At 74.7% G+C, this 26,887-nt stretch carries 11 protein-coding genes; 4 read left to right on the forward strand and 7 right to left on the reverse strand.

The window, feature by feature from the left end; translation table 11 throughout:
• Position 1 precedes the first annotated feature (1 nt).
• Positions 2-961, reverse strand: a complete 960-nt coding sequence (locus CHR28_RS03970) for a hypothetical protein (protein WP_094052013.1) — start codon at positions 959-961, stop codon at positions 2-4.
• A gap of 189 nt (positions 962-1,150) precedes the next feature.
• On the opposite strand from CHR28_RS03970, the gene CHR28_RS03975 reads away from it, so the two are divergent.
• Entirely contained in the window at positions 1,151-1,363 is a 213-nt protein-coding gene (locus CHR28_RS03975) for a heavy-metal-associated domain-containing protein (protein ID WP_094052014.1), read from the forward strand.
• 2 nt (positions 1,364-1,365) lie between these two features.
• Complete coding sequence (locus tag CHR28_RS03980; protein WP_094052015.1) at positions 1,366-3,612, forward strand: heavy metal translocating P-type ATPase; 2,247 nt, start codon at positions 1,366-1,368, stop codon at positions 3,610-3,612.
• A gap of 136 nt (positions 3,613-3,748) precedes the next feature.
• Here CHR28_RS03980 and CHR28_RS03985 read toward each other — a convergent pair whose 3' ends face one another.
• Positions 3,749-5,092, reverse strand: a complete 1,344-nt coding sequence (locus CHR28_RS03985; protein ID WP_094052016.1) for a lysine N(6)-hydroxylase/L-ornithine N(5)-oxygenase family protein — start codon at positions 5,090-5,092, stop codon at positions 3,749-3,751.
• 84 nt (positions 5,093-5,176) lie between these two features.
• On the opposite strand from CHR28_RS03985, the gene CHR28_RS03990 reads away from it, so the two are divergent.
• Positions 5,177-6,130, forward strand: coding sequence for a methionyl-tRNA formyltransferase (locus tag CHR28_RS03990; RefSeq protein ID WP_094052017.1), 954 nt, complete (start codon positions 5,177-5,179; stop codon positions 6,128-6,130).
• A gap of 125 nt (positions 6,131-6,255) precedes the next feature.
• Entirely contained in the window at positions 6,256-7,266 is a 1,011-nt protein-coding gene (locus tag CHR28_RS03995) for an iron-siderophore ABC transporter substrate-binding protein (protein WP_094052018.1), read from the forward strand.
• A 70-nt stretch (positions 7,267-7,336) separates the two neighbouring features.
• On the opposite strand, the gene CHR28_RS04000 is transcribed toward CHR28_RS03995, so the two are convergent.
• From CHR28_RS04000 to CHR28_RS04020, 5 genes are read right to left on the reverse strand one after another with little or no spacing between them, the layout of a single operon-like run.
• Positions 7,337-10,897, reverse strand: coding sequence for a non-ribosomal peptide synthetase (locus CHR28_RS04000; protein ID WP_094052019.1), 3,561 nt, complete (start codon positions 10,895-10,897; stop codon positions 7,337-7,339).
• A gap of 18 nt (positions 10,898-10,915) precedes the next feature.
• A complete protein-coding gene (locus CHR28_RS04005; RefSeq protein ID WP_094052020.1) occupies positions 10,916-18,892 on the reverse strand; it encodes a non-ribosomal peptide synthetase in 7,977 nt (2,658 codons plus the stop codon).
• Entirely contained in the window at positions 18,889-23,436 is a 4,548-nt protein-coding gene (locus CHR28_RS04010) for a non-ribosomal peptide synthetase (RefSeq protein ID WP_094052021.1), read from the reverse strand. The genes CHR28_RS04005 and CHR28_RS04010 overlap by 4 nt, the downstream gene beginning before the upstream one ends.
• On the reverse strand, positions 23,433-26,669 hold the full coding sequence (locus tag CHR28_RS38740; protein ID WP_094052022.1) for a non-ribosomal peptide synthetase: 3,237 nt from the start codon (positions 26,667-26,669) through the stop codon (positions 23,433-23,435). Before CHR28_RS38740 ends, CHR28_RS04010 begins: the two co-directional genes overlap by 4 nt.
• Positions 26,669-26,887, reverse strand: coding sequence for an MbtH family protein (locus CHR28_RS04020; protein WP_094052023.1), 219 nt, complete (start codon positions 26,885-26,887; stop codon positions 26,669-26,671). The genes CHR28_RS38740 and CHR28_RS04020 overlap by 1 nt, the downstream gene beginning before the upstream one ends.

The raw sequence follows: 26,887 nt of genomic DNA on the forward strand, positions 1-26,887 counted from the left end.
CTCAGTGCCCGTGGCCGTCGTCCGTGTGTCCCTCCGGGGTGGCGGGGGTGGCCGGGGCCGGGCCTGTGTGGATGGTGAAGGCCGCCGTGTGGACCTCGCCGTCGTGCTTGAAGTCGAGGAACAGGCGATAGGAGCCCGCGCTGGGTGCCGTGGCCGTGAACGAGATGTCCGGGCCGGGCCTGGTCGTGCCGTCGCCCGGTTCGCCGTTCGGGTGGACGTGCAGATAGGCGAGGTCGCCCGCGCGCAGGGCGACCAGGTGGCCGTAGGCGCCGAGGTAGGGCTGGAGGTCGGTGACGGGCCTGCCGTCGCGGGAGACCTTCAGTTTCAGTTCGCTCGCCTTGCCGGGGTGCAGGGCGCCGGCCAGTTCCACCTCGTAGCCGTTGGTCTCGGAGGTGCTACTCGGGGCGGGGAGTTCCTTCGGCGTGAACGGGCCGGAGGCGGCGAGGTCGGCACCGAGGGTGAGGTTCTTCGCACCCTGCCGGGCCGGGGTGAAGTCGGCGAAGACGCGGTAGCCGCCCGCGCGGGGCAGGTCGACGGGGATGCTCCAGGTGCCGTCGGCGGCGCGGGTGGGGTGCAGGTGGCGGTAGGTGAGCAGGTCGCGTGAGGCCACGATGAGGTGGAGTTCCTTGTCGTGCTCGCGCCGGTAGGAGGTGACCGCGCGGCCTTCGGCGTCCCGGACCGTGAAGCGCAGGTCGGTGCGCTGCTCCGCGGTGACGCGCGGGGTGGCGAGGTCGAGCGTGTAGCCGCCCTCGGAGATCTGCAGCCCTCCCGCCGGGGGCGTGTCGTGTCCCGCGTGTCCGTCGGTCTGCCCGGGCCGGGGCGCGGGGCGGGTGTGTGCGTCACGGTGCTTCGGCGGGTCGTCGGCGACGACCGGGCCGATGCCCTGGCCTACCCCGTAGGCCGTGCCGAACGTGGCGGCCAGGGCGGCGGCGAAGGTGGTGATCTTCAGTGCGGTGTTCATGGCCTTCGGCTCCTTCAGATACCGGGCCTCCCGCCGGAATGCGGGGCCTTCTTGCACTTCACCATACCCCTGGGGGGTACCGAGTCAAGTTGTTCCGACGCTTGCATCGTATACCCGGTGGGGGTATACAGGAAGGCAGCGGGGCATACCCCCGCCCCGTATCTTCGGATCACTCTCCAGGAGGCACCGATGCCCGCCACCACCTACGCCGTCGCCGGAATGTCCTGCGGTCACTGCAAGGCCACGCTCACCGAGGTCATCGGCGAGCTGGACGGCGTCAGCGGCGTCGAGGTCGACCTCGGCAGCGGACACGTCACCGTCACCACGGCCGCGGAGCCCGACGACGCCGCGATCGCCGAGGTCGTCGACGAGGCCGGCTACGCGCTCACGGGGAGGGCCTGAGCATGATCACCGGCACGACCGGCACCGCCGCCGAGGTGGAACTCGCCATCGGCGGGATGACCTGCGCCTCCTGCGCGGCACGCATCGAGAAGAAGCTCAACCGCATGGCGGGGGTGACCGCCAGCGTCAACTACGCCACCGAGAAGGCCAAGGTCAGCTACTCCGGTGACGTGTCCGTCGGCGATCTGATCGCCACGGTCGAGGCGACCGGGTACACGGCCCGGGAGCCCGCGCCCGCCCCGGCCCCCGGCGAACCGGGCGACGAGCCCGACGAACTCCGGCCGCTGCGCGAGCGGTTGATCACCGCCGTGGTCCTGTCGGTGCCGGTGGTGGCCCTGGCCATGATCCCGGCGCTCCAGTTCGAGTACTGGCAGTGGCTGTCGCTGACGCTGGCCGCGCCCGTCGTGACGTACGCGGCGTGGCCCTTCCACAAGGCGGCCTTCGTCAACGCCCGGCACGGCGCCGCCACCATGGACACACTGATCTCGGTGGGCACGTCCGCCGCGTTCCTGTGGTCGCTGTGGGCGCTGTTCCTCGGCACCGCGGGCACGCCGGGCATGACGCACCCGTTCGAGCTGACCATCGAGCGCACCGACGGAGCGGGCAACATCTACCTGGAGGCCGCCGCGGGCGTCACCGCCTTCATCCTGGCGGGGCGGTACTTCGAGGCCCGGGCCAAGCGCAAGGCGGGGGCGGCGTTGCGGGCGCTGCTGGAGCTGGGCGCCAAGGACGTCACCGTGCTGCGGGAGGACGGCCGCGAACAGACCGTGCCGGTGGGCGAGTTGCGCGTCGGGGACCGGTTCCTGGTGCGTCCCGGGGAGAAGATCGCCACCGACGGGACGGTCATCGAAGGGTCCTCGGCCGTGGACGCCTCGATGCTGACCGGCGAGTCCGTGCCGGTGGAGGTGGGATCCGGGGACCCGGTCACGGGCGCCACGCTCAACGTCGGCGGTCGGCTCGTCGTCCGCGCCACGCGCGTCGGAGCCGACACCCAACTGGCCCGGATGGCCCGGCTGGTGGAGGACGCGCAGAACGGCAAGGCCGCCGCGCAGCGCCTCGCGGACCGGATCTCGGCCGTGTTCGTTCCGGTCGTGATCGCCCTGGCGCTGGGCACGCTGGGCTTCTGGCTCGGCAACGGCGTCGGGCTCACGGCCGCCTTCACCGCCGCGGTGGCCGTCCTCGTCATCGCCTGCCCGTGCGCCCTGGGCCTCGCCACCCCGACCGCGCTGCTGGTCGGGACCGGGCGCGGCGCCCAGCTCGGCATCCTCATCAAGGGCCCGGAGGTGCTGGAGTCCACCCGCCACGTCGACACCGTCGTCCTGGACAAGACCGGCACCGTCACCACCGGCCGGATGACCCTGCTGGCCGTGCACACCGCCGACGGCGCCGACGAGGCCGAGGTGCTGCGGCTGGCCGGGGCGCTGGAGCACTCCTCCGAGCACCCGGTCGCCCGGGCCGTCGCCGACGGGGCGCTGCAGAAGCTCGGCACGCTGCCCGTGCCCGAGGACTTCGCGAACGTGCCCGGACTGGGCGTCCAGGGCGTCGTCGAGGGCCATGCGGTGCTGGTCGGGCGGGAGCGGCTGCTGACCGAGTGGGCGATGGAGCTGCCGGCAGGACTGGCACGGGCCCGGGCGGCGGCCGAGGACGCCGGGCGCACCGCCATCGCGGTCGCCTGGGACGGCGAGGCGCGGGCGGTGCTGGAAGTCGCCGACGCGGTGAAGGAGACGAGTGCGGAGGCGGTCCGGCGGCTGCGCGCGCTGGGGCTCACACCCCTGCTGCTGACCGGTGACAACAAGGCCGTCGCCGAGTCGGTCGCCCGCGAGGTGGGCATCGAGGAGGTCATCGCCGAGGTGCTTCCGCAGGACAAGGTGGAGGTCGTCAAGCGGCTGCAGGCCGAGGGCCGTTCGGTCGCCATGGTCGGCGACGGCGTCAACGACGCGGCGGCCCTCGCCCAGGCCGACCTCGGTCTCGCGATGGGCACGGGCACGGACGCCGCGATCGAGGCCGGGGACCTGACCCTCGTCCGCGGCGACCTGCGGGCCGCGGCGGACGCCATCCGGCTCGCCCGGCGCACCCTCGGCACCATCCGCTCGAACCTGTTCTGGGCCTTCGCCTACAACGTGGCGGCCCTGCCGCTGGCCGCGGCCGGCCTGCTCACGCCGATGATCGCCGGGGCGGCCATGGCCTTCTCGTCGGTCTTCGTGGTCGGCAACTCACTGCGCCTGCGCACCTTCCGCGCGGCGGACTGACGCACGAGCCGGTTCCACGGCGCTGCCGCGCGGGCGCGCACCGGGCAGGACGGTGCGCGCCCTCGGGCAGGACCTGCCTGCCCCGGGAGGACGGTTCGCGCCCTCGGGCAGGACGGTGCGCGCCCCGGCCGGGAGGTCACGCCCCCAGTCCGGCCGACGGGCGCAGGTGCTCGGCGCGCCGGTTCAGCAGGGAGCGGTGGATCTCGCCCGCGCGGATCGCGGTGGTCGACAGCAGGGTGGAGGTCAGGCCGTGGGTGTGTTCCGTGCCGCCCTGGAGGTAGATGCCGGCAGTCACGTCCGGGGCGGTCTCGGCGCGGTGGTCGCGGGAGACACGGATGGCGTCCTCGTCGTCGCGGAGACAGACCTTGGCCGCCTCGCCCAGCAGCGTGGTGAGGTCCCGGGGGCGGTAGCCGGTCGCGTGCACCAGGACATCGGCCTCCAGCACCCGCTGCTCCCCCGTCGGCAGGAACTCCACGACCACGTCCAGCGCGCCCCCGGCACGGGTGCGGACGTCCCGGATCCGGGAGACGTTGAGGAAGCGCAGCCGCTCCCGGCCGGCGACCTTCTCCTGGTAGGAGGTCGCGTACAGCGCCTCGATGAGGTCCATGTCGACGACGGAGTAGTTGGTGGAGCGGTGGTAGTCGAAGAGGGACTGTTTGACCTCGGAGGGAGCTCCGAAGTACACGTCCACCGCCTCCGGGTCGAAGATGCGGTTGGCGAACGGGCTGTCGTCGGCCGGGGTGTAGCCGTACTTGGCGAAGACCGAGCACACCTCGGCCTCGGGGAAGGAGCGGTGCAGATAGTCGACCGTCTCGGCGGCGCTCTGCCCCGCGCCCAGGACGACGGCGCGGCGCACCGGCGTGCGCCGGTCGCGCAGTTCGGCCACGCGGGGCAGTAACTGGCTGTTGTGCCAGACCCGTTCGGACAGCTCGACCCCCGGGGGCAGGTGCGGCTCCAGGCCGACGGCGACACTGAGGTCGCCCGCCCGGTACGTCTCGCCGGAGCCGGCGCAGACCACGTCGAACCCGGTGACGGCGCCCGACGCGTCGCGCACCGGGTCGACGGCGGTCACCTCGCGGTCGTAGGCCACCAGGTGCCGCACGCGCGCGGCGGCCCACTCGAAGTACTCGTGGAACTCCACCCGCAGCGGGAAGAGCGTCTTCTGGTTCAGGAAGTCGATGAGCCGGCCGCGTTCGCGCAGGAAGCACAGGAAGCTGTAGTCGCTGGCCGGATCGCGCAGGGTGACGAGGTCCTTGAGGAAGGAGACCTGCATCGTCGCGTCGTCGATGAGCATGCCCCGGTGCCAGCCGAAGCGCGGTTGCCGTTCCAGGAAGAGGGCGTTGAGCCGGCGCTCCGGCGGGACCCCCGCGTTGTGTTCCTCGATCGCTATGGCCAGGGCGAGATTCGACGGCCCGAAGCCTATTCCGAGGACGTCGTAGGTGGTGTCCGTGGTGTCCGATCCCGTGAGCGGTGAGTTCACCGTGGCATCGCCTCCCTCAGGCAGCCACATGTTAGATAAGGTTAGCCTTACCTTGCAATGGAGCCGCCGGAGAGGGAGAACCGCATGCGCGTCGCCATGTTCGGCTATCAGACCTGGGGTCACCGCACGCTCCAGGCCCTGCTGGACTCCGACCACGAGGTCGCCCTCGTCGTCACCCACCCCAAGAGCGACCACGCCTACGAGAAGATCTGGGACGACTCCGTCGCCGACCTCGCCGCCAAGCACGACGTCCCCGTCCTCCTGCGCAACCGCCCCGACGACCCCGAACTCCTCGACGCGCTGCGCGCGGCCCGCCCGGACCTCATCGTGGCCAACAACTGGCGCACCTGGCTGCCCCCGGAGGTGTTCGACCTCCCGCCGCACGGCACCCTCAACATCCACGACTCGCTGCTGCCGTCGTACGCCGGCTTCTCGCCGATCATCTGGGCGCTCCTCAACGGCGAGGAGCGCGTCGGGGTGACCGCGCACCGCATGAACGGCGAACTCGACGCCGGTGACATCCTGGTGCAGCGCGCCGTACCCGTCGGACCGGCCGACACCGCGACCGACCTGTTCCACCGCACCGTCGACCTCATCGCCCCGATCGTGCGCGAGTCGCTCGACCTGATCTCCACCGGACGGGACACCGGCCGGTGGCTGCCGCAGGACCGCGGCCGGGCCAGCTTCTTCCACAAGCGCTCCGAGGAGGACAGCCGCATCGACTGGACCTGGCCCGCCGAGCGACTGGAACGGCTGGTGCGCGCCCAGTCGGACCCCTATCCGAACGCGTACGCCTTCCACCGGGGGAAGCGGCTCAGGATCACCTCGGCCGCCGTCTCCGAGGGACGCTACGGCGGCACGCCCGGGCGGATCTTCATCCGCGAGGGCGACGGCGTGGTCATCGTGGCCGGGCCCGAGGCGCACACCGGCCGCTGCCCGGGTCTCCTCGTCCGGCGGCTGCGCACGGAGGACGGCACGGAGTACGCGTCGACCGACTACTTCCGCACGATGGGCGGCTATCTGACGGCGCGTCCATAACTGACGCTACCTCACATCGGCGCGGGCGAGCGGGAATTGTCCGGAAACCGTTGCTGAGGTAAGGCTTACCTTGCTTTACTGACGGCCGTATGACTCCTGCCTGTACCCGGCGACAAGGGACGCACATGCCGAGAAAGTTCCGCACCACCCTTCTCACCGTCACCCTGGCCGCCGGGTTGGCAGCCTGCGGCTCCGTCAAGGACGACTCCGCCCCCTCCTCCGGCGGCGGGAAGACGGATGCCTCGTCCGCCTTCCCCGTCACCATCAAGCACAAGTTCGGCAGCACGAGGATCACCGCGGAGCCGGAGCGGATCGTGGTGATCGGCGACGGCGGCACCGACGACGTCGACGCCCTGTACGCCCTCGGGGTCACGCCGGTCGCCGTCTCCAAGGACGCGTTCGCCGCCGACGGGGTCCACCCCTGGCTGAAGGACCGGGTCGACACCAAGAAGACCAAGCTCCTGAACACCATGAACGGGGTGGACTTCGAGGAGGTGGCGGCGCTCCGGCCGGACCTGATCCTCGCCACCTCCGACTTCACCCTGGAGAAGAACTACAAGAAGCTCTCCGCGGTGGCCCCGACCATCGGCTACGAGACGGCGTGGGGCAAGCAGACCTGGCAGGAACACGTCCAGGTGGTGGCGAAGGCCGTCGGCAGGGAGGACGAGGCCGGAAAGGCCATCGAGGAGACCGAGGGCAGCATCGCCGACGTGAAGGCGAAGCACCCCGGGCTGGCGGGCAAGACCTACAGCCTGTCCATCGGCAACACGCCGGCCAAGATCTACACCATCGCCTCGGAGGACGACTTCGCGGCGAAGCTGATGAGCGAGGTCGGGCTGAGCCTCACCCCGTCGGTGAAGAACATCAAGACGGTCAGCGGCAGCCCCACCGGCGAACTGTCCTTCGAGCAGCTCGACAAGCTCGACGCGGACCTGGTCGTCATCGCCTTCACCACCCCGGAGCTGAAGAAGGCCTTCGAGTCCAGCGCACTGGTGAAGAACATGTCCGCGGTCGAGGAGGACCGCTACGTCGTGACCGACGTGGCGACCATCAGCCAGCTCCGCAGCCCGTCCGTGCTGGGCATCCCGTGGGCGCTGGACAACCTGGAAGCCGGGTTCGCCAAGCTGGACGAGTAGTCCGGGCCGAAGTCCCGAGGGGGATCGACGGCGGCGGGGCGCGTGACGCGCCCCGCCGCCGTGACGTCCGTCAGACCCCGCCGAGCGCCGAGTCGACCTCCTCCGCCGACATGCCCTCGATCTCCAGGTGGAGCGCGGCGACCTGTTCGAGCCGCCCCGGGGTGTGCTCCTCGGCGGCCAGCCGCTTGGCCATGCCGCCCGGCGTGAGGGTGGCGAACAGGGCCCGCACCGACACCTCGGAGGTGTCCAGGGCCTCCCGCAGCCGGCTCACGATGACGGTGGCGAGCACCGAGTCGCCGCCGAGCGCGAAGAACCCGTCGTCCAGGCCCACGCGCCCGGTGCCCAGGACGTCCGCCCACACGCGGGCGACGACCGTCTCCAGGGCGGTGCCGGGCTCCAGGGGCTGCTCCTCCTCCCCCGGCCCTCGTGTCTCCCACAGCGCCCGGACGGCGCGGCGGTCGAGTTTGCCGTTGGCGGTGAGCGGCAGCTCCGCCGCGACGGCGATCCGGGCCGGGACCATGTGCGGCGGCAGGACCTCGCGGGCCCACTGCCGCAGGTCCTCCCCCGTCGTGCCCGCGTCGGCGGCCACCGCGGCCGCCAGCTGGACACCTGGCCCCCGCGTCAGGCCGGCGACGGCGCGCCGCACCGCCGGATGCCCGGCGAGTCCCGCCTCCACCTCGCCGAGTTCGACGCGGAAGCCGCGCAGCTTCACCTGGTGGTCGCGCCGGCCGAGGAACTCCAGGGTGCCGTCCGGCCAGTAGCGGGCGAGGTCGCCGGTGCGGTACCAGCGCACCCCGTCGGCCTCGGTGAACTTCTCGGCCGTGCGCTCCGGGTCGCCCCGGTAGCCGAGCGCCACTCCGTCCCCGCCGATCCACAGTTCGCCCGGCACCCAGTCCGGGCAGTCCCGGCCCCGCGGGTCGACGACCCGGCAGCGGACGTTGCGCAGCGGGGTGCCGTAGGGCACGGCCCGCCAGTGCGCGGGCACCTGGGCGTCCACGACCTCGCAGACGGTGGAGTGGATGGCCGTCTCCGTGGTGCCGCCCAGGCCGGTGAAGCGGCAGCCCGGGGCCCGCTCGGCGAGCCGCCCGGGCAGGTCGGTGCCCACCCAGTCCCCGCCGAGCAGCACCGCCCGCAGTCCGGCCAGTTCGCCGGGGCCGGTGGCGAGCAGCAGCATGTCCAGCAGGGGCGGGACGCAGTTGAGGAGGGTGACCCGGTGCCGGCGCACCAGCTCGGCCCACGGCCGGGCCTCGCGGCGGTCGGCCTCGTCGATCAGCACCACCGCGCCGCCCGCGCTCAGCAGACCGAACAGGTCGTAGACGGAGAGGTCGAAGTCGAGTGCGGACAGGGCGAGGCAGCGGTCCGAGGGGCTCACGGCGAAGCGCGCGTCGAGGTCGTCGACGGTGTTCATGGCCGCCCGGTGAGGTACCTCGACGCCCTTGGGCTCGCCGGTGGAGCCGGAGGTGAACAGGACGTAGGCGACCTGTTCCTCGTCCACCGGGACGGGCGCGGGCAGCGGGTCGTGGCGGAGCGCGTCCTGGACGGCCAGGCGGTCATCGGCCGTGTGGCTGGGGGGCGTTCCGCCGACGGGGCCGCCGGTGGTCTCGTGGGGTGTCCCGTTGCCGGTTCCATGGAGGGTTCCGTCGGTGAGCGTGAGGTGGAAGCCCGCCGTGGTGCGGATGCGGTCGCGGCGGGCGGGTGGCTGCTCGACGCCGACCGGTACGTACGCGGCGCCTGCGGCCAGCACACCGAGGACGGCCGTGACCTGGTCGGGCCCCTTGGGGAGACTGACCGCGACGGTGTCGCCCGGTCCGACTCCCCGGTCCGCGAGGGCGGCGGCGCAGCGCAGGGCCCGGTTCGCCAACTCGCCGTAGCTCAGGGTGCTTTCCGTCCCCCACAGCAGGGCCGGCGCGTCGGGCCGCTCGGCCGCGCGGAGGAAGAAGCCCTCGTGCAGCAGACGGTGGCTGCGCGGAGCGCCGGTGGCGTTCACCGCCCTGCGGACCGCCGACTGCTCCTCGGGCAGCAGGGCGGCGACCGGCCGGTCCCAGACGTCGTCCTCGGTGCCCAGCCGCGTGACCAGCCCGTGGAACGCGGCGAACATCGCGTCGACCAGCCCGGCCGGGAACGCGTCCTCGCGCACGTCCCAGTTGACGAGCAGTCCCCCGTCGACCTCGGTGACCTGGGCGTCCAGCAGCACCTGCGGGCCCTGCGAGATGATCCACACCGGCTGCCCGAAGGCGTCGCGCACCTCGGCGTCGAACAGCTCTCCGAGGTTGAGGGCGCTGGTGAACACCACCGGCGCGAGGACCTGTTCGCCGCGCTGCCGGGTCAGGTCGCGCAGCACCTCCACGCCGGAGTAGTCGGCGTGGGCGGCGTCGGTGTGCATCCGGTCCTGCAGCCGCCGGGCGTGCTCGGTGAACGGGGCCGGCTCGGTCAGGTCGACGTCGAGCAGGACCGAACTGGTGAAGTCGCCGACGAGCAGGTCGGTGTCGGGGTGGGAGCCGCGGCGGTCGAACATGGGGACGTTCAGCAGGAAGCGCGGCTGACCGCTGTGGGCGGCCAGCACCTCCGAGAAGGCGGTCGCGACGGCCATCGCGGGGGTCAGCCCGTGCTGGTGGGCGCGGGCGGCCAGCCGTCGTTTCTCCTCCGGCGGCAGCCAGTGGTGCCGCCGTGTCACCCGGGTCGGGTCGGCGCGCTCCGCCTCGGGCACCAGCGGCAGGCCGGGCGCGCTGGGCAGCTCGGGCACCCGCCTGCGCCACCACGTCCGCGCCTGCTCCCGGCTCAGCCGCCGGACCTCGGCGCGCTCCGCCAGGTAGGCCGGGTAGCTGGTACGGATCGGTGGCAGCGCGGCGTCGGGGTCGCGGTAGAACCGGGCGAGGTCGGAGAGCAGGACGCGGTAGCTGAGGGCGTCCGCGGCGAGCATGTCGACGTCCACGTGCAGCCGGCTGCGTCCCTCGGGCAGCAGGGAGAGCTGCACGGAGAACACCTCACCGGCGGCGACGTCGAGCCGGGCGTGCGAGGAGGAGTGCCGCACGTCCTCCAGTTTGGCCGCGGCCGTCCCGGGGTCCAGGGCCCGCAGGTCGTTGACGGCCGTCGCCGGGCGGGTGAGGCCGGGCAGGATCTGCTGGCGGCCGTCGTCGGTGAAGCGGGCCCGGAGCATGCCGTGCCGCCGGACCAGGGCCCGTACGGCGGTGTCGAGCCGGTCCGGGTCGACACCGGAGCCGTCGAACTCGACGTAGAGGTGGGCGGCGACGGAGCCGAGGGTGGTGTCGTCGCCGCGGCCGATCCAGTAGGCGTGCTGCATCACGGCGAGCGGGAAGGGCTCGCCGGGTTCGGGCTCGGGCGCCCCGACGGCCGGTTCGGCTGGTTCTGCGGGTTGTGCCGGTCCCGCCGGCTCTGCCGGAGCCCTGGAGGTGAGGAGCGCCCGCCAGGCCCGCAGGGTGGGTTCGCGGGCGAGTTCGGCGAAGCCGACCTTGACGCCTCGCTTGCGCCAGGAGCCGGCGATCCTCATCAGGGTGATGGAGTCCAGGCCCCAGGCTATGAGGCTGTCGTCGTCGCCCGGTGGGGTGTCCGGGCCCCATGTGTCGGTGACCGTACGGAGCAGCTCGTCCGCGGTCGGGGGGTGCTGCGTCACCGGTTCCTCCGCTGTCCCTCAGAAGCCGTCGTTGTCGTCGTAGTCGTCGGAGTCGTCGAAGCCGAAGTCGTCGCTGTCGTGCTCGAAGGCGTTCTCGAAGTCCTCGATGTCCTCCTGCGTCAGGGCCACCAGGGGCAGGTCCGAGGGGGTGAGCCCGCCGGCCGGGGTGTTCTCGGCGTGCCGCACGAGGCCGCGCAGCGCGCGCTCCCAGAGCGTCAGCAGGGCGCGGGTCCCGGAAGGGGGCAGGAACGCGTGCGGGGCGGCGGCGGACACGTGGAGCCGGACCCCGTCGGCCTGTTCGACGGCGACGGCATTGATCTCCAGCCCGGTCGCGGCGGGCCGCCCGTCGGTCCGCGGCACGGCGAGCATCGGCGCCTCGGGGGCGAGCTCCCACGGTTCGGTGCCGGAGGCGGACGCGGTGAACCGGCCGAGGTAGTTGAAGACGACCTGCGGCTCCGGGTGTTCGGCCAGTTCGGCGGCGGTGGCGGGGTCGAGGTGGCGCAGCAGGCCGTAGCCGATGCCGTGGTCCGGTACGGCGCGCAGCTGCTCCTTGATCCGCTTCAGGGCCGTGGCCGCGGCCGTGCCGCCGGAGAGGGCCTCGCCGAGGTCGAGCGGGCCCGGGTCGAGGGCGACGGGGTGGAGGGTGGTGAACCAGCCCACCGTGGCCGACAGGTCGACACCCGCGGCGAGTCGCTCCTCGCGCCCGTGTCCTTCGAGCCCGACGAGGAGGGAGCGGCCCGCGTGGTCGCCGCGCTCCTCGCGCCAGGCGGCAGCCGCCACCGCGAAGGCGCCCAGCAGCACGTCCGGGACGGCGGCCCGGAAGGCGGCGGGAACCGTGGTCAGGAGCGGCGCGGTCAGGTCGGCGGGGAGGACGAGCCGCTCCTCCCGCACCGTCGCCGCGGTGTCCCGGGCGGGGTCGAGGGATGGGTCGAGCAGGGGGCGTCCCCGCTCCAGCGTCCCGGTCCAGAAGGGCAGTTCGCCCCTCCGTTCCGGCGTGCGGGCCTGCTCGGCCAGGAGGCGGCTCCAGCGGCGGAAGGAGGTGCCGGTCCAGACCGGGCGCGGGGGCGTCCCGGAGCGCAGGGCCTGCCAGGCGTCGGCCAGCTCGGCGGTGATGATCCGCCAGGACACGCCGTCGACCACGAGGTGGTGGGCGACCAGGAGCAGCCGGTCCGGGCCGAGCAGGACCGCTTGGAGCATCCGCCCGGCGCGGGGGTCGAGGCGGGCCACCGCCCCGGCCAGCTGCCCTGCGAGGTCGGTGTCCTGCGCCCGGGTCAGCAGCTCGCCCGCGCGCACGCTGCCCTCGGCGGGGACCGTCAGGCGGCTGCCGTCGTCCGCCAGCCGCGCGCGGAGCATGTCGTGCCGGTCCACCAGGGCTTGGAGGACGGTGACGGTGTCGTCCTCGGTGAGGCCGGCGGGCGTCACCAGCAGCACGGCCTGGGCGAGACCGCCGTAGGAGCCGTCGGGGCCGGCCGCCCACCGCATGACCGGGGTGAGTGCGACCTCGCCCACCGGGTCGTCGGGCGTTCCGGGGGTGCTCGTGTGCCCGGTGTCCGTGGCGGCCGCGGCCGCGGCGAGTCCGGCCGGGGTCGGCGACTGGAAGACCTGCCGGGGGCTGAGGGGCAGGCCGGCCTTGCGGGCGAGGGTCACCAGCCGGATGGAGACGATGCTGTCGCCGCCCAGCTGGAAGAAGTCGTCGTCGGCACCGACCTGTTCGAGGCCGAGGACGGTGGCGAAGAGGGCGCAGAGCCGCCGTTCGCCTTCGGTGGCGGGCTCCCGGGAGGTGCCGGAGCCGGGGGCGGACTCGGGGGCGGGCAGGCCGGCCCGGTTCACCTTGCCGGAGGGCAGCAGCGGGAAGGCGTCCAGGACGCTGAGGGTGCGCGGCACCATGTGCTCGGGCAGCCGCTCCCGGAGCCAGTCCCGCAGTCCGGGCAGGACGCCGGGGGCGGCCAGGCAGTATCCGGCGAGCTGCTTGACGCCCGGGGCGTCCTCGCGGACCACCACCGCGCCGCGCCGGACGCCCGGGTGCTGTTCGAGGACGGCCTCGATCTCCTCCAGCTCCACGCGCATGCCGCGGATCTTCACCTGGTTGTCGGCGCGGCCGAGGAACTCCAGGCTGCCGTCGCGCTGCCGGCGGACCAGGTCGCCGGTGCGGTAGAGGCGCTCGCCGGGCGGGCCGAACGGGTCGGCGACGAAGTGGCCGGCGGTGCGGCGCGGGTCGTTGACGTAGCCCCGGCCGAGGTAGACGCCCCCCGCGTACAACTCGCCCGGCACGCCCACCGGGACGGGCTGGAGCCGTTCGTCCAGGACGTACAGGCGGGTGTTGGAGTTGGGCCGGCCGATGGAGACGGCGCTGCGGACGGCGCCGGTGCGGTACACGACGTGGCTGACGCCGATGGTGGCCTCGGCCGGGCCGTAGCCGTGGTACATCACGGCCCCGCTGGCGGCCCGGAACCGGGCGAACAGTTCGGGGGTGAGCACCTCTCCGCCGCACCACACGTGCTTGAGCGAGGCGGCGCGGCGGGCGAAGCCGTCCAGTTCGAGGAGCAGGTCGAGCATCGAGGAGACCAGGTAGGTGAAGGTCACCCGGTGCCGTTCGACGGTGTCGAGCAGGTAGTCGGTGTCCTGTTCGCCGCCGGGTTCGGCGATCACCACGCGGCCGCCGTTGACCAGGGGCAGGAAGATCTCGTTGACGGAGATGTCGAAGCCGAGCGGCGCCTTGAACAGGGCCGCGTCGTCGGTGCCGAAGCCCAGCAGGCCGCGTTGCCACAGCAGCCGGTGCGCGATGGCCCGGTGCCGGATCATCGCGCCCTTGGGGGTGCCGGTCGAGCCGGAGGTGTGGATGACGTAGGCGAGGCCCTCGGGGTCGACGGGGACCGACGGGTGGTCGGCCGTGGGTCCGTCGAGGGTGACCTCGACGACGGGCGGCGCGTCCGGTCCGAGCGTGTCGCCGCCGAGGACGTGGTCGTCGCCGGGCCGGCCGAGGACGGCGGTCAGGGCCGTGCCCCGGCACACCTGTGCGATGCGGCGGGCGGGCCAGGACGGCTCCAGCGGGACGAAGGCACCGCCGGCCTTCAGCACGGCGAGCAGCGCGACGACCATCTCCACGGAGCGTTCCAGGTGGATGCCGACCCGGCACTCGGGGCCCACGCCCAGGGAGCCGAGCCGCCGTGCCAGGCCGCCCGCCAGGGCGTCGAGTTCGGCGTAGGTGAGCGAGGGTCCGCCGGGGGCGCCGTACTCGACCGCGACGAGCTGTGGGGTCTTGGCGACCTGCTCCTCCACCAGGGCGGTGAGGGTGGTGGCCGGCATGGGACACGCGGTGTCGTTCCACTCCTCCAGCAGCAGGTGCCGTTCGCGCGGGGTGAGGACGTCGGCGGCGCCCACCGGGCGGTCGGGGTGCCGGGCCAGTTCACCGGCCAGACGGACGAACCGCTCGGTCAGCTCCCGTGCCGTGTCGCGGTCGTAGAGGTCCTCGCTGTAGACCAGGGAGCCGTCGACGCCGCCCGCTTCGGCCCGTTCGAAGACGTGGAAGGCCAGGTCGGTCTTGGCGGTGTGGAAGGGGACGCGTCGCTCGCTCAGGGTGAGGCCGGCGAAGTCCCGTACGGCGGGCGGGGCCTGCTGGTGGGCGAGCATGACCTGGAAGAGCGGGTGGCGGCCCGTCGAGCGGGTCGGCGCGAGCGCGTCCACCAGCTTCTCGAAGGGCAGTTCCTGGTGGGCGTAGGCGTCCACGTCCGCCGCGCGCACCCGGGCGAGCAGCGTGCGGAACGACGGGTCGCCGGAGACGTCGGTGCGCAGCACGAGGGTGTTGACGAACAGGCCCACCAGGTCGTCGAGGGCGGGGTCGGCGCGGCCGGCGACCGGGGTGCCGAGCGGGATGTCGTCGCCGGCGCCCAGCCGGGCGAGCAGCACGGCGAGGGTGGCCTGGAGGGCCATGAAGACGGTGCCGCCGGACTCGGCGGACAGCGCGCGCAGTGCCCGGTGGGTGGCGGCGTCGAGGGTGAAGCCGACGGCGCCGGCGCGGTGGCCGGGCACGGCCGGGCGCGGCCGGTCGGCGGGCAGCTGGAGTTCCTCCGGGAGCCCGTCCAGGCGCCGGGCCCAGGAGCGGACCTCGCGGGCGGTGAACTCCTCGTCGAGCAGCTCGCGTTGCCACAGGGTGTGGTCGGCGTACTGCACGGCGAGCGGCGGCCAGGCCGGGGGCGCGCCGCTGCGGCGGGCGGCGTAGGCGGTGGCCAGGTCCCGCAGCAGGGGCTCGTCCGACCAGCCGTCGGTGGCGATGTGGTGGACGAGCAGGAGCAGCACGTGGTCGTCGGGGGCGACGCTCACGAGGGTGGCGCGCACGGGGAGTTCGCGGTCGAGGGCGAAGGGGTGGGCGGCGGCCCGGGCGAGCAGCGCGTCGACCTCCCCGGCCGGCGCGCTCAGCACCTCGAAGGGCACGGCCGCGTCCGTGCGGATCTCCTGCCGGGGCACGCCGTCCTGGTCGGGGAAGACGGTGCGCAGGGCCTCGTGGCGGTCCACGACGTCCTGGAGCGCCGCGCGCAGGGCGGCGGGGTCGAGCGGGCCGTGGAGCCGGACGGCGGTGGGAATGTTGTAGGTGGGGGCCGGTCCCTCCAGCCGGTGCAGGAACCACAGCCGGGACTGCGCGAAGGACAGCGGCACGGGCTCCGGGCGGCGGGCGGCGGGGCGCAGGGCGGGCCGCCGCTCGCCGGGCGCGTCCAGCAGGGGCGCCAGGGCGGCCGGGGTGGGCGTGTCGAAGACGGCCCGCAGCGGCAGGGTGACGCCCCGCTCGGCGCGGACCCGGGCGACGAGCCGGTTGGCGAGCAGGGAGTGGCCGCCGAGGGCGAAGAACTCGTCGTGGACGCCGACCGAGGGCAGCCCGAGCAGGTCCGCGAAGAGGCGGCACAGGGTCGCCTCCGCCTCGGTGCGGGGCGCGGTGGCGGTGGTGAGCGCCGACAGGTCGGGGGCGGGCAGGGCGGCGCGGTCGAGTTTGCCGTTGGGGGTGAGCGGCAGGGCGTCCAGCACGACGACGGCGGAGGGCACCTGGTGGTCCGGCAGGGTGCCGGCGAGCTCCCGGCGCAGGGCCGGCGGTTCCGGCCGGGCGCCGGGCCGGGGCACGGCGTAGGCGACCAGGCGGGGTTCGCCGTGCGCGTCCCCGCGTACGGTGACCGCCGCCTGGGACACGTCCGGCAGGGCCGCCAGGGCGGCCTCCGTCTCGCCCGGCTCGACCCGGAAGCCGCGGATCTTCACCTGGTCGTCGGCGCGGCCGAGGAACTCCAGGGCGCCGTCGGCGGTCCAGCGGACCACGTCGCCGGTGCGGTACAGGCGGCTGCCGGGCGGGCCGTAGGGGTCGGCGACGAAGCGGGCGGCGGTCAGGGCGGGACGGCCGAGGTAGCCCCGGGCGAGCTGGATCCCGGCCAGGTACAGCTCGCCGGCCACGCCGGGCGGCACCGGGCGCAGGGCGGCGTCCAGGACGAGGGTGCGGGTGTTCCACACCGGGCGTCCGACGGGCACCGAGCCCGCGGCGGAGCGCGTGCCGTCGGCGCAGGGCCAGGCGGTGACGTCGACGGCCGCCTCCGTCGGGCCGTAGAGGTTGTGCAGGGCGGTGCCGGCCAGCAGGCGGGTGCAGCGTTCGGCGAGGTCCGACGGCAGGGCCTCGCCGCTGCACACGATCCGGCGCAGCACGCCCCGGGCCCCGGTGGCGGCGGGGTCGTCGAGGAAGACCCGCAGCATCGACGGGACGAAGTGGGTGGTGGTGACGCGGTGTTCGCGGATCAGCGCGGCGAGGTGGGCCGGGTCGCGGTGGCCGCCGGGGCGGGCGAGGACCAGTGCCGCTCCGGTGATCAGCGGCCAGAAGAACTCCCAGACGGAGACGTCGAAGCCGGCCGGGGTCTTCTGCAGCACCCGGTCCTCGGGGCCGAGGCGGTAGGTGTCCTGCATCCACAGCAGCCGGTTGACGATCGCGGCGTGCGGGACGACGACGCCCTTGGGGCGGCCCGTGGAGCCGGAGGTGAAGATGACGTACGCGGGGTGCTCCGGCCGCAGGGGCGCGAGCCGGTCCGCGTCGGTGACGGGCCCGGGTGCGCGGTCGGCCAAGCGCGCGCGCAGGCCGGGGTCGTCGAGCAGCAGTACGGGGCCCGCAGTGGCGGGGATCCGGCCGTCGGTGCCGCTCGACGTGATGACGAGGGCCGGGGCGGCGTCCTCGATCATCACGGCGAGGCGTGCGGCGGGGTAGCCGGTGTCCAGGGGGACGTAGGCGGCGCCCGTTTGGAGGGTCGCGAGGAGCGCGACGACGAGGTCGGGTCCCCGGTCGAGGGCCACGGCGACACGGTGTTCGGGTCCGACGCCGTGGTCGATCAGCAGGCGGGCCAGTCGGTTGGCGCGGGCGTGGAGTGCGGCGTGGCTCAGGGTGCCGTCCTCGTGGGTGAGCGCCGGTGCGCCGGGGGTGCGGGCGGCCTGCTCGGTGAGCAGGGCGGCCAGGGTGGTGTCGGGGACGGGCCGGGCGGTGGCGTTCCACTCCGCCAGGACCTGGTGTTCCTCCGTGGCGGGCATCAACGGCAGCCGCGAGATAGGCCGTTCGGGATCGGCGAGTCCGGCGGCCAGGAGCGTCTCCAGCCGGTGCAGCAGGCGGTCGGCGGTCTCCGGGGTGAACAGGGCGCTGCGGTAGGTGGCCTCGATGCGCAGCCGTCCGCCGGTGAGGAAGGCCTCCAGGGACAGGTCGAACTGGGTGGTGTCGTTGTGGACGGTCTCCCACTCGGCGCTCACCCCGGGCAGTTCGGGCCCTTGGAGTCCCTGGGTGAGGAACAGCAGCATGACGTCGAACCAGACGGCCCGGCCCGGCTGCCGCTCCGGCCGCAGCCGCTCCACCAGCAGGTCGAACGGCATGTCCTGGTGGGCGTACGCCTCGGTGCACAACCGGCGTACCCGCTCGACGAGTTCGCCGGTCCCCGGGTCCCCCGCGAGGTCGGCGCGCAGGGCCAGGGTGTTGCCGAAGTTGCCGATCAGCCGGTCGAGTCCGGGCAGGTCGCGGTTCATGACGGCCGAGCCGACGGGGATGTCGGTGGCGCCGGTGAGGCGGTGGAGCAGGGCGGCCAGGCCCGCGAGCAGGACCATGAACGGGGTGGCGCCGGCCGTGCGGGCGAAGGCGGTGAGGCGGTCGGTGACCTCGGGCGCGAAGGTGTGGAAGCGGCGGTCGCCGTGCGCGGTGGGCCGGGGCGCGCGGGATGCGTCGGTGGGCAGGTCCAGGGGGCGGGGCGGCGGGACCAGGGCGGTGCGCCAGTGGTCGAGGTGCCCGGCCAGCCGCTCGTCGGTGAAGGTGGTGCGCTGCCAGAGCGCGAAGTCGGCGTACTGGGCGGGGAGTTCCGGGAGCGGCTCGCCCCCGCCCGTGAGTGCGGACCGGTAGAGGGCGCTCAGGTCGCGGGAGAGGGCGTTGAAGGTGCCGCCGTCCCAGGCGATGTGGTGGACCGTCAGCACGAGGGTGTGGTCGTGGTCGTCGCGCCGCACGAGAAGGGCCCGCAGGGGGTGGTCGGTGGCGAGGTGGAACGGGGTCGCGGAGGCGGTGCGGGCCAGTTCACCGGTGCGCCGGTCCCGCTCGCCCGCGGGCAGCTCGCACAGATCAGCCGCCTCGAAGCACAACTCCGCTTTTTCGTCGACGATTTGGTGCGGTGTTCCGTCGTCGGCCGCGGGGTACCGGGTGCGCAGCACCTCGTGCCGGGCGAGCAGGCCGGCCAGCGCGGTGCGCAGGGCGGGGGCGTCGAGCGGGCCGCGCAGCCGGATGGCGAGGCAGACGTTGTAGGCGGGGCTTGCCGGGTCGAGCTGCTGGAGCAGCCACATCCGGGACTGGGCGTACGACAGGGGCAGCGGGCCGGCGCCCGCGGGGCGGGGCGGGATCCGTTCGGCCCGGGCGGGGGTGTCGGCCAGTCCGGCGGTCTCCAGTCTGCGGCGCAGCAGTTCCCGCTTGCGGGCCGCGAGGTCTGCGGGCGGGGCCGCCTGGGTGTCGGTCACTGGTCTCCGCCTTTCACGAGCCGTTCGAGGGAAGCGGTCCACAGTTCGCCGAGCCGTTCGGTCTGCGCCCGGGTGAAGAGGCGTTCGGGCCAGTGCCAGGAGGCCGTGAGGACCGGGCCGGCGGGGTCCGTCCCGTCGCTGATCACCGCGTCGAGCACCAGTGGGTACCGGACCGGTGTCGCCGGGTCGGCCAGTCCGCCGACCGCACCGGTCTCGGGGGCGCTGGTGAACGCGGCGTCCCCGGGCTGCTCACCGAGGCTCATCCGGCCCAGGTAGTTGACCTGGATCCCGGGCTGCGGGAGGGCGGCGAGGAGGGGGGCGGTGCCCGGGTTGAGGTGGCGCAGCAGGCCGTGGCCGATGCCCTGGTCGGGCGGGGCCGCCAGCTGGTCGCGCACACGCCGCAGCCGGTCGGCGGGGGGTCCGTCGCCGGGGTCGAGGCGGACGGGGAAGACGGTCGTGAACCAGCCGAGGGTGCCCGACAGGTCGCCGTCCGGCAGCAGGTGCTCCTCGCGGCCGTGTCCCTCCAGGGCGATCAGGACGGACCGGTCCGGGGCGGGGCGGCCCAGTTCGCGCCGCCAGGCCGGGACGGCCAGGGCCAGCGCGGTCAGCAGGACGTCCCGCACGGGGTGGGCGAGCAGGTGTGCGGTGAGGTCCGGGCCGAGGGTCGTCTCGTGGCGGCGCAGGGTGGCCAGGGTGTCCCGGGCCGGGTCCGGCGGACCGGCGCCCAGGTCCGGTTCGGGCCGGCCCGACACCGCCGTCCAGTGGGCGAGTTCGGCCGTACGGCGGGGGGAGACGGCCTCCGCGGTCAGGGCCCGGGCCCATTCCCGGAAGGAGGTGCCCGGCGGGGGGAGCGGGGTGCCGTGCCAGGCCGCGGCGAGATCGGCGGTGAGGACGCCCCAGGAGGCGGCGTCGGTCGCCAGGTGGTGCACGACGGCCAGCAGGCGTCCCTCGCGGTCCGGCCCGGTGTCGAACCACAGGAACCGCGCCACCGCCCCGGCGGCCGGGTCGAGTTCGGCGGCCAGCTCCTCGAAGGCGCCCGGTACGAGCGCGCCGATCGTGGCGTGGTCCAGCCCGGCGGCGTCGGTGCGCCGTACGCGGTCGGCGGCGCGGACGGTGCCCGGCGGGGCGGTGCGCAGGCGCCAGGTGCCTCGCTCGTCGGGCGCGAGGGCGGCGCGCAGCAGGTCGTGCCGGTCCAGGACGGTCTGGACCGTGCGGTGCAGAGCGTCGAGGTCCATGCCGGGCGGGGTGCGCAGGAAGCGGGCCTGGCTGAACGTGCCGAAGGGGGTGCCCTGTTCGACGAGCGAGGCGAGCGCCGGGGTCAGGGGGATGTCGCCGACGCCCGCGTCCGGATCCGCGCCCGGGCGCCGAGGGGTTGCGGCGGCCGCCGCGAGTTCCGCGACGGTCGGGTGCTCGAACACGTCGCGCGGCGAGAGCGCGAGACCGGCGGCCCGGGCCCGGCCGGCCAGCCTCATGGAGACGATGCTGTCGCCGCCGAGTGCGAAGAAGCTGTCGTGCACGCCCACCGCGTCCAGCCCGAGGACCTGGGCGAAGAGATCGGCGAGCTGCTTCTCGGCCGCGGTGCGCGGCGGTTGCGCGGCGGGCCCGGCGCTGCGGGACGGGGCCGGGAGCGCGGCGGTGTCGAGCTTGCCGTTGAGGGTCAGCGGGAACGCGGGGACCGGGACGAACGCCGACGGCACCATGTAGTCGGGCAGGACGGCGGCGGCCGCGCGGCGCAGCAGCTCCGCCGTCTCCTCGGCGGGCGGGGCGGCCGGGGCGGTGACGACGTAGGCGACGAGGCGGCGTACGCCCGGGGTGTCCTCGCGGACGACGACCGCGGCGCGTTCGACGAGCGCGTGGTCGAGCAACGCCGCCTCGATCTCCCCGGGTTCGATGCGGTAGCCCCTGATCTTGACCTGGTCGTCGATCCGGCCGAGGCACTCCACCAGGCCGTGCGCGGTCCACCGGGCGATGTCCCCGGTGCGGTACATGCGGGCACCGGGCCGCAGGCCGAACGGGTCGGCGACGAAACGGCTCGCGGTGGTCCCGGGGCGGCCCAGATAGCCCCGGGCCAGCCCTTCTCCGGCGATGTACAGCTCGCCGTCGACGCCGGCGGGCACGGGGTTGAGGTGTCCGTCGAGGATGTACAGGGTGGCGCCCGCCACGGGCCGGCCGATGGCGGGACGGTCGCTGAGCGCGAGGTCGCAGTCAGCCGAGTCGACGGTGCACTCGGTGGGCCCGTACAGGTTGTGCGCGGCCGGCCCGCCGGTCTCCCTGAGGGTGCGCCACAGATCGGGCGGTACGGCCTCGCCGCCGACGCCCAGCACCTTCAGGTCGCCGCGCCAGTCGCCGCCGCGCGCGACGACCTCGGCGAGCAGGGACGGGGACAGCTCGATGAACTCGATGCGGTGCTCGGTGAGGAAGGCGCGCAGCGCGTCGGGGTCGCGGCGGACGTCCTCGGGCACCAGGTGCAGTTCGTGCCCGGCGAACATCCACAGCATGGGCTGCCAGGAGGCGTCGAACGCCGTCGGCCAGGCGTGGCCCACGCGCAGCGGCCGGCCGCCGGCCGCCGCCGCGGCCGGTGCGTGCAGGGCGGCGTGGTGGGCGGCGTACAGGTTGACGATCGCGCGCTGCGGCACGACGACGGCCTTGGGGCGGCCGGTGGAGCCGGAGGTGTAGATGACGTACGCGGGGTGCTCGGGCAGCAGCGGTCCGGTGCGGTCGGCGTCCGTCAGGTCGCTGCCGTCCGCCGCCGCGAGGCGCCGCCGGACGCCGGGGTCGTCGAGGAGGAGGGCGGGGACGTCGCCGAGGGCGGCCGGGCCGGGAGCGGTGGCGGTGGTGGCGATCAGGGCGACGGGCCGGGCGTCGGCGAGCATCGCGGCGATCCGGTCCTCGGGCCAGGCGGGGTCGAGGGGCAGATAGGCGGCGCCGGCCTTCTGCACGGCGAGCAGCGCGGTGATCGTGTCGGGCGTGGGCGGCAGGGCCAGGGCGACGATCCGCTCCGGCCCGGCACCGGCGCCGGCCAGCACCCGGGCCAGCCGGTTGGCCTCGGTGTCGGCCTCGGCGAAGGTGAGCCGCCTGCCGTCGCCGGCGACGGCGACCGCGTCCGGTGTGCGGGCGGCCCGGTCCCGGAAGATCTCCGGCAGGGTGGTGTGCGGGGCGGGCAGCCGCTCGGTCCTGCCGCGGGCCAGCAGCGCGGTGCGCTCCTCGGGGGCGAGGACGTCCAGCGCAGCGAGGGGTGCGTCGGGTGCCGCGACGACCGCGCGGACGAGCCGTTCGAAGCGTGTGGCGAGCCGTTCCACGGCCGGGCGGTCGTAGGAGTCGGGCCGGAACTCGAAGACGACGCCGAGGCGTTGCCCGGTGAGGACGGCGAGGGTCAGCGGGTAGTGGGTGGCGCCGGAGCCCTTGACGTCGAGGATCCGCAGCCCGGCCGCCGCCTCCGCGCGGGCCACGGCCGCCTGGTCGACCGGGTAGTTCTCGAAGACCAGCAGGGTGTCGAAGAGGTCACCGGCCCCGGCGACCCGCTGGATCTCGGTGAGCCCGAGGTACTGATGGTCCATCAGCCGCGCCTGCTCGTCCTGCAGCCGGCGCAGGTAAGCGGCGGCCGGCTCCCCCGGCGGCAGGGACACCCGTACGGGCACGGTGTTGATGAACAGGCCGATCATCGACTCGGCCCCGGCCAGTTCGGCGGGCCGCCCCGCCACGGTCGCGCCGAACACCACGTCGTCCCTGCCGGTCAGGCGCGCCAGCAGCAGGGCCCACAGACCCTGGACGACGGTGTTGACGGTGACGCCCCGGGAGCGGGCGAGGCGCTGCAGGCCGGCGGTGAGATCCTCGGACAGCCGCAGGGTGTGCAGTTCGGGCAGGACGGGGACGAGGCCGGCGGCCGCGGGGGCCAGCAGGGCCGGTGCCGCGCCGGCGAGCGCCTCGCGCCAGGCCGCCCGGGACGCCTCCCGGTCGCGGCTCGCCAGCCAGGCGAGGAAGTCGCGGTACGGCCGTACGGCGGGCGGCGGGGCGCAGCGGCCGGGGGCGAGCCGGTGGGCGTACAGCTGGAGGAGTTCGCGCACGAGCAGCGGGATCGACCAGCCGTCCAGGAGCAGATGGTGGTTGGTGAGGACGAGCAGCCGCCGGTCCTCGCCCCGGTCGATCAGGGTCAGGCGCAGCAGCGGGGGGTCGGTCGGGTCGAAGCGGGCGGCGGCGTCGGCGGCGACGAGCCGTGCCACGTCCGCCTCGGCCGCGGCGGTGGCCTCCCGCCAGTCGACGGGGACCTCCTTGAGGACGACCTGCACCGGCTCGTCCATGTCGTCCTCGTGCAGGAAGGCGCTGCGCAGCACGGCGTGCCGGGCGACGAGTTCCCCGGCGGCGGCGCGCAGGCGCCCGCGGTCCAGCGGGCCCTCGATCTCCACGAGGGACTGCATGGTGTACACGTCCTGGACGGCCTGGTCGAACAGGGCGTGGAACAGCAGGCCCTGTTGCAGCGGGGACAGCGGCAGGACGTCCTCGACCAGGGACCCGTCGTCCGCCGCCCCGGCGGGCTCTGTGCTCATCGGCTCCTCCACCTCGCCTTGACGTTGTCGAGCTGCGACGGGCTGAGCGACACCAGCGGTGCCGCCGTCGCGGTGAACTCCCGCTGCGGGGCGGTGCCGTCCGGCAGGGCGCGGGCGAGACCGGCCGGGGTGCGGTGGGTGAACACGTCCCGGGGGGAGAGTCCGAGTCCCGCCCGGCGGGCCCGGTCGGCCAGCCGGACCGAGACGATGCTGTCGCCGCCGAGGGCGAAGAAGTCGTCGTGGATGCCGACCCGTTCGACTCCGAGGACCTCGGCGAACAGGCCGCACAGTGCCTTCTCCGGCTCGGTGCGCGGGGGGTCGAAGGCGCTCGATGGGGTGAAGTCGGGGGCGGGCAGGGCGCGGCGGTCGAGTTTGCCGCTGGGGGTGAGGGGCAGCGCCGGCAGGACCACCACGGCGGCCGGCACGAGAGGGGCCGGGAGCCGCTCGGCGAGCGCGTGCCGCAGGGCGGCGGGCTCCGGCAGGCCGTCGCCGCCGGACTCGGCCTCCACGTACGCCACGAGCCGCCGCGGTGCCGTGCCGTCCTGGCGGGCCACGACCGCGGCCCGGCGCACGCCCGGCAGCGCACGGGCCGCCGCCTCGATCTCCCCGGGCTCCACCCGGACCCCCCGGATCTTGACCTGCTGGTCGGCCCTGCCCAGGAACTCGACCGTGCCGTCGGGGCGGAGCCGGGCGAGGTCGCCGGTGCGGTAGAGGCGCCCGCCTGGCGGCCCGAACGGATCGGCGACGAACCGCTCGGCGGTGAGCCCGGGTCGGCCGAGATACCCCCGGGCGAGCCCGTCCCCCGCGAGATACAACTCCCCGCCCGCCCCGACCGGGGAGGGCCGCAGGAACGGGTCCAGGACATACACGCGGGTCCCGGCGACGGGGCGGCCCAGCGGGACGATGCCGGTGGCCTGGCGGCCGGGCGCTGCGGGCTCCTGGCCAGGCTCTGGGGGCCTGTCGGCGTCGGGGATGTACGCGTGGGCCAGGCTGTCGCCCGCTGCTTCCGAGCAGCCGTAGAGGTTGACCAGGCGGGAGCCGGGCCAGCGGGTGGTGATCTGCCGGGCCAGGCCGGTGGTGAGGGGTTCCCCGCTGGAGATCCAGGTGGCGACCGAGGTGAAGCCGCCCGGCGGGGTGGACTCGACCAGGGTGGTGTGCAGGCTGGGCACGGCGGTGAGCATCGTGGCCCCGTGCCGGCCGGCCAGCGCGGCCAGCGCGGCCGGGTCGCCGGCCGACTCGTCGTCGGCGAGGGCCACGGCGTCGCCCGCGACCAGCGCGCCGAGCAGTTCGGTGAGGCCGTCGATGAAGCTGATCGGGCTCTTGGCGACACGGACACCGCCCGGACCGTCCGTCAGTTCCCTGCCCCAGGCGAGCCGGTTGGCCAGGGCCCGCTGGGTGCCGAGGACGCCCTTGGGGCGGCCGGTGGAGCCGGAGGTGAACACGACGTACGCGGGGTGGTCGGGTGACAGCGGCGGGCGCGCCACGGCGCCGGCCGTCTCCCCGGGGTCGCACACCGACTCCGGGTCGAGGGCGAGTCGCCGGGCCGTCGCGCGGTCGCTCACCACGAGCCGGGGCCGGGCGTCCCCGAGCATGAGGGCGATCCGCTCGGGCGGGTAGGACGGGTCGAGGGGCATGCAGGCCGCCCCCGCCTTGAGGGCGGCGAGCAGTGCGGTGACGAGGTCCGGTCCGCGCGGCAGGGCGACGGCCACCACCGCCTCGGGCCCGGCACTGCGGGCCAGCAGCGCGGCGGCCAACCGGTTGGCGGCGGCGTCGAGTCCGGCGAAGGTGAGGGTGGTGTCCCCGTGGTGGACGGCGGGAGCCCGCGGGGTGCGGGCGGCCTGCTCCTCGAAGAGGTCACGGACGGTGGTGTGCCGCCCGGCCGACGGGGCGCCGCCCTCGGGGAGTCCGTCGGCGGGCGCGGGGTCCAGCCGTCCCACCGGCCGGTCGGGTTCCTCCGTGAACGCCCGGACGAGCCGGTGCAGACCGGCCGCGATGCCGGTCACCGTCGCCTCGTCGAGGGCCGTGGGCCGGTGGCCGAGGGTCAGGGTGAGCCGGTCGCCGGGCAGGGCGGTGAGGGTGAGCGGGTAGTGCGTGGCGTCGCGGACGGACACCTCGGTCATGCGGGGGCCGTCGGGGCCCAGGGCGTCGGCGATGCCCTCGTCGTCGATGGGGTAGCTCTCGAACACCAGCAGCGTGTCGAAGAGCAGGTCGTGCCCGGCGGCGCGCTGGATGTCGGCCAGGCCGAGGTGCTCGTGGCCGAGCAGGGCCGACCGCTCGGACTGGATCCGCCGGAGCAGGTCGCCGAGCGGCTCGGCGGGGCGTAACCGCACCCGGACCGGCAGGGTGTTGATGAACAGGCCGACCATCGACTCGATGCCGGGCACGTCGGCGTCGCGGCCGGACACCGTGGCGCCGAGGACCACGTCGAGCCGGCCGGTGTGCCGCGCGAGCAGCACCGCCCACAGGCCCTGCAGCACGGTGCTGACGGTCACGCCGCACGCGCGGGCGGTCGCGGTGAGGGCCGTGGTCTCCCGCTCGGACAGCTCCACGACGTGCCGTGCCGGCTGTTCGGCGGGCAGGTCGCGTGCCCCGGGGGCGAGGAGGCAGGGCTCGTCGAGGTCCTGGAGGGCGTCCCGCCACGCCTGTTCGGCGGCCGGGCGGTCCTGGCGGGACAGCCAGGCGAGGTAGTCGCGGTACGGCCGTACCGGGGGCAGGGCGGCCGGGTCGCCGCCCGAGGTGTAGAGGCGGAAGAGCTCGCGGACCAGCACGGGTGCGGACCAGCCGTCCCAGAGCAGGTGGTGGGAGGAGATCAGCAGCCGGTGGTCCCGGTCACCGAAGGCCACCAGCCGCAGGCGCAGCAGCGGTGGCCGGGCCAGGTCGAAGCGGGTCTCCCGGTCCCGGGCGAGCAGCTTCTCGAACGTCGCCTGCCGCTCGGCCGGCGGCAGGCCGGACAGGTCCGTCTCGCGCCAGGGCGTGCGGATCCCGCCGGCGATCACCTGGACCCGCCGGCCCGACCGCTGGGTGCGGAAGGCGGCCCGGAGGTTGGCGTGCCGGGCCAGCAGGGCGTCGGCGGCCGTGCGCAACCGGGCCGGGTCCAGGGGCCCTTCGAGCCGGAGGACGAGCCGGCCGGTGTAGACGTCCGGGGCGCTGTCGTCGTACAGGGCGTGGAAGACCATGCCCTCCTGCGCCGGGGACAGGGGCAGGACGTCCTCCACGACCGGGCGGGGCGCCATCAGTGGCCGGCTCCGCCCATGGCCTCGGCCAGACTGGGCGGGCGCATGTCCGTCCAGTGCCGCTCGATGTGTTCCAGGCAGGTGGCCCGGGTGTCCGGACCGTGCACGCTGTCCCAGCCGGCCGGTACGGGCGCGAAGTCGGGCCACAGCGAGTACTGGCCCTCGTCGTTCACCAGGACGCGGAAGACGCCACTGTCGTCGTCGAACGGGTTGGCCAT

The organism is Streptomyces sp. XY006 (genome assembly GCF_002237655.1).
GTDB classification, from domain to species: Bacteria; Actinomycetota; Actinomycetes; order Streptomycetales; family Streptomycetaceae; genus Streptomyces; species Streptomyces levis.

Excerpts from the sequence above, each read along its gene's own strand:
- CHR28_RS03970 (WP_094052013.1), bottom strand. The coding sequence starts at position 961 with ATGAACACCGCACTGAAGATCACCACCTTCGCCGCCGCCCTGGCCGCC.
- CHR28_RS03975 (WP_094052014.1), top strand. The coding sequence starts at position 1,151 with ATGCCCGCCACCACCTACGCCGTCGCCGGAATGTCCTGCGGTCACTGC.
- CHR28_RS03980 (WP_094052015.1), top strand. The coding sequence starts at position 1,366 with ATGATCACCGGCACGACCGGCACCGCCGCCGAGGTGGAACTCGCCATC.
- CHR28_RS03990 (WP_094052017.1), top strand. The coding sequence starts at position 5,177 with ATGCGCGTCGCCATGTTCGGCTATCAGACCTGGGGTCACCGCACGCTC.
- CHR28_RS03995 (WP_094052018.1), top strand. The coding sequence starts at position 6,256 with ATGCCGAGAAAGTTCCGCACCACCCTTCTCACCGTCACCCTGGCCGCC.
- CHR28_RS04010 (WP_094052021.1), bottom strand. The coding sequence starts at position 23,436 with ATGAGCACAGAGCCCGCCGGGGCGGCGGACGACGGGTCCCTGGTCGAG.
- CHR28_RS38740 (WP_094052022.1), bottom strand. The coding sequence starts at position 26,669 with ATGGCGCCCCGCCCGGTCGTGGAGGACGTCCTGCCCCTGTCCCCGGCG.
- CHR28_RS04020 (WP_094052023.1), bottom strand. The coding sequence starts at position 26,887 with ATGGCCAACCCGTTCGACGACGACAGTGGCGTCTTCCGCGTCCTGGTG.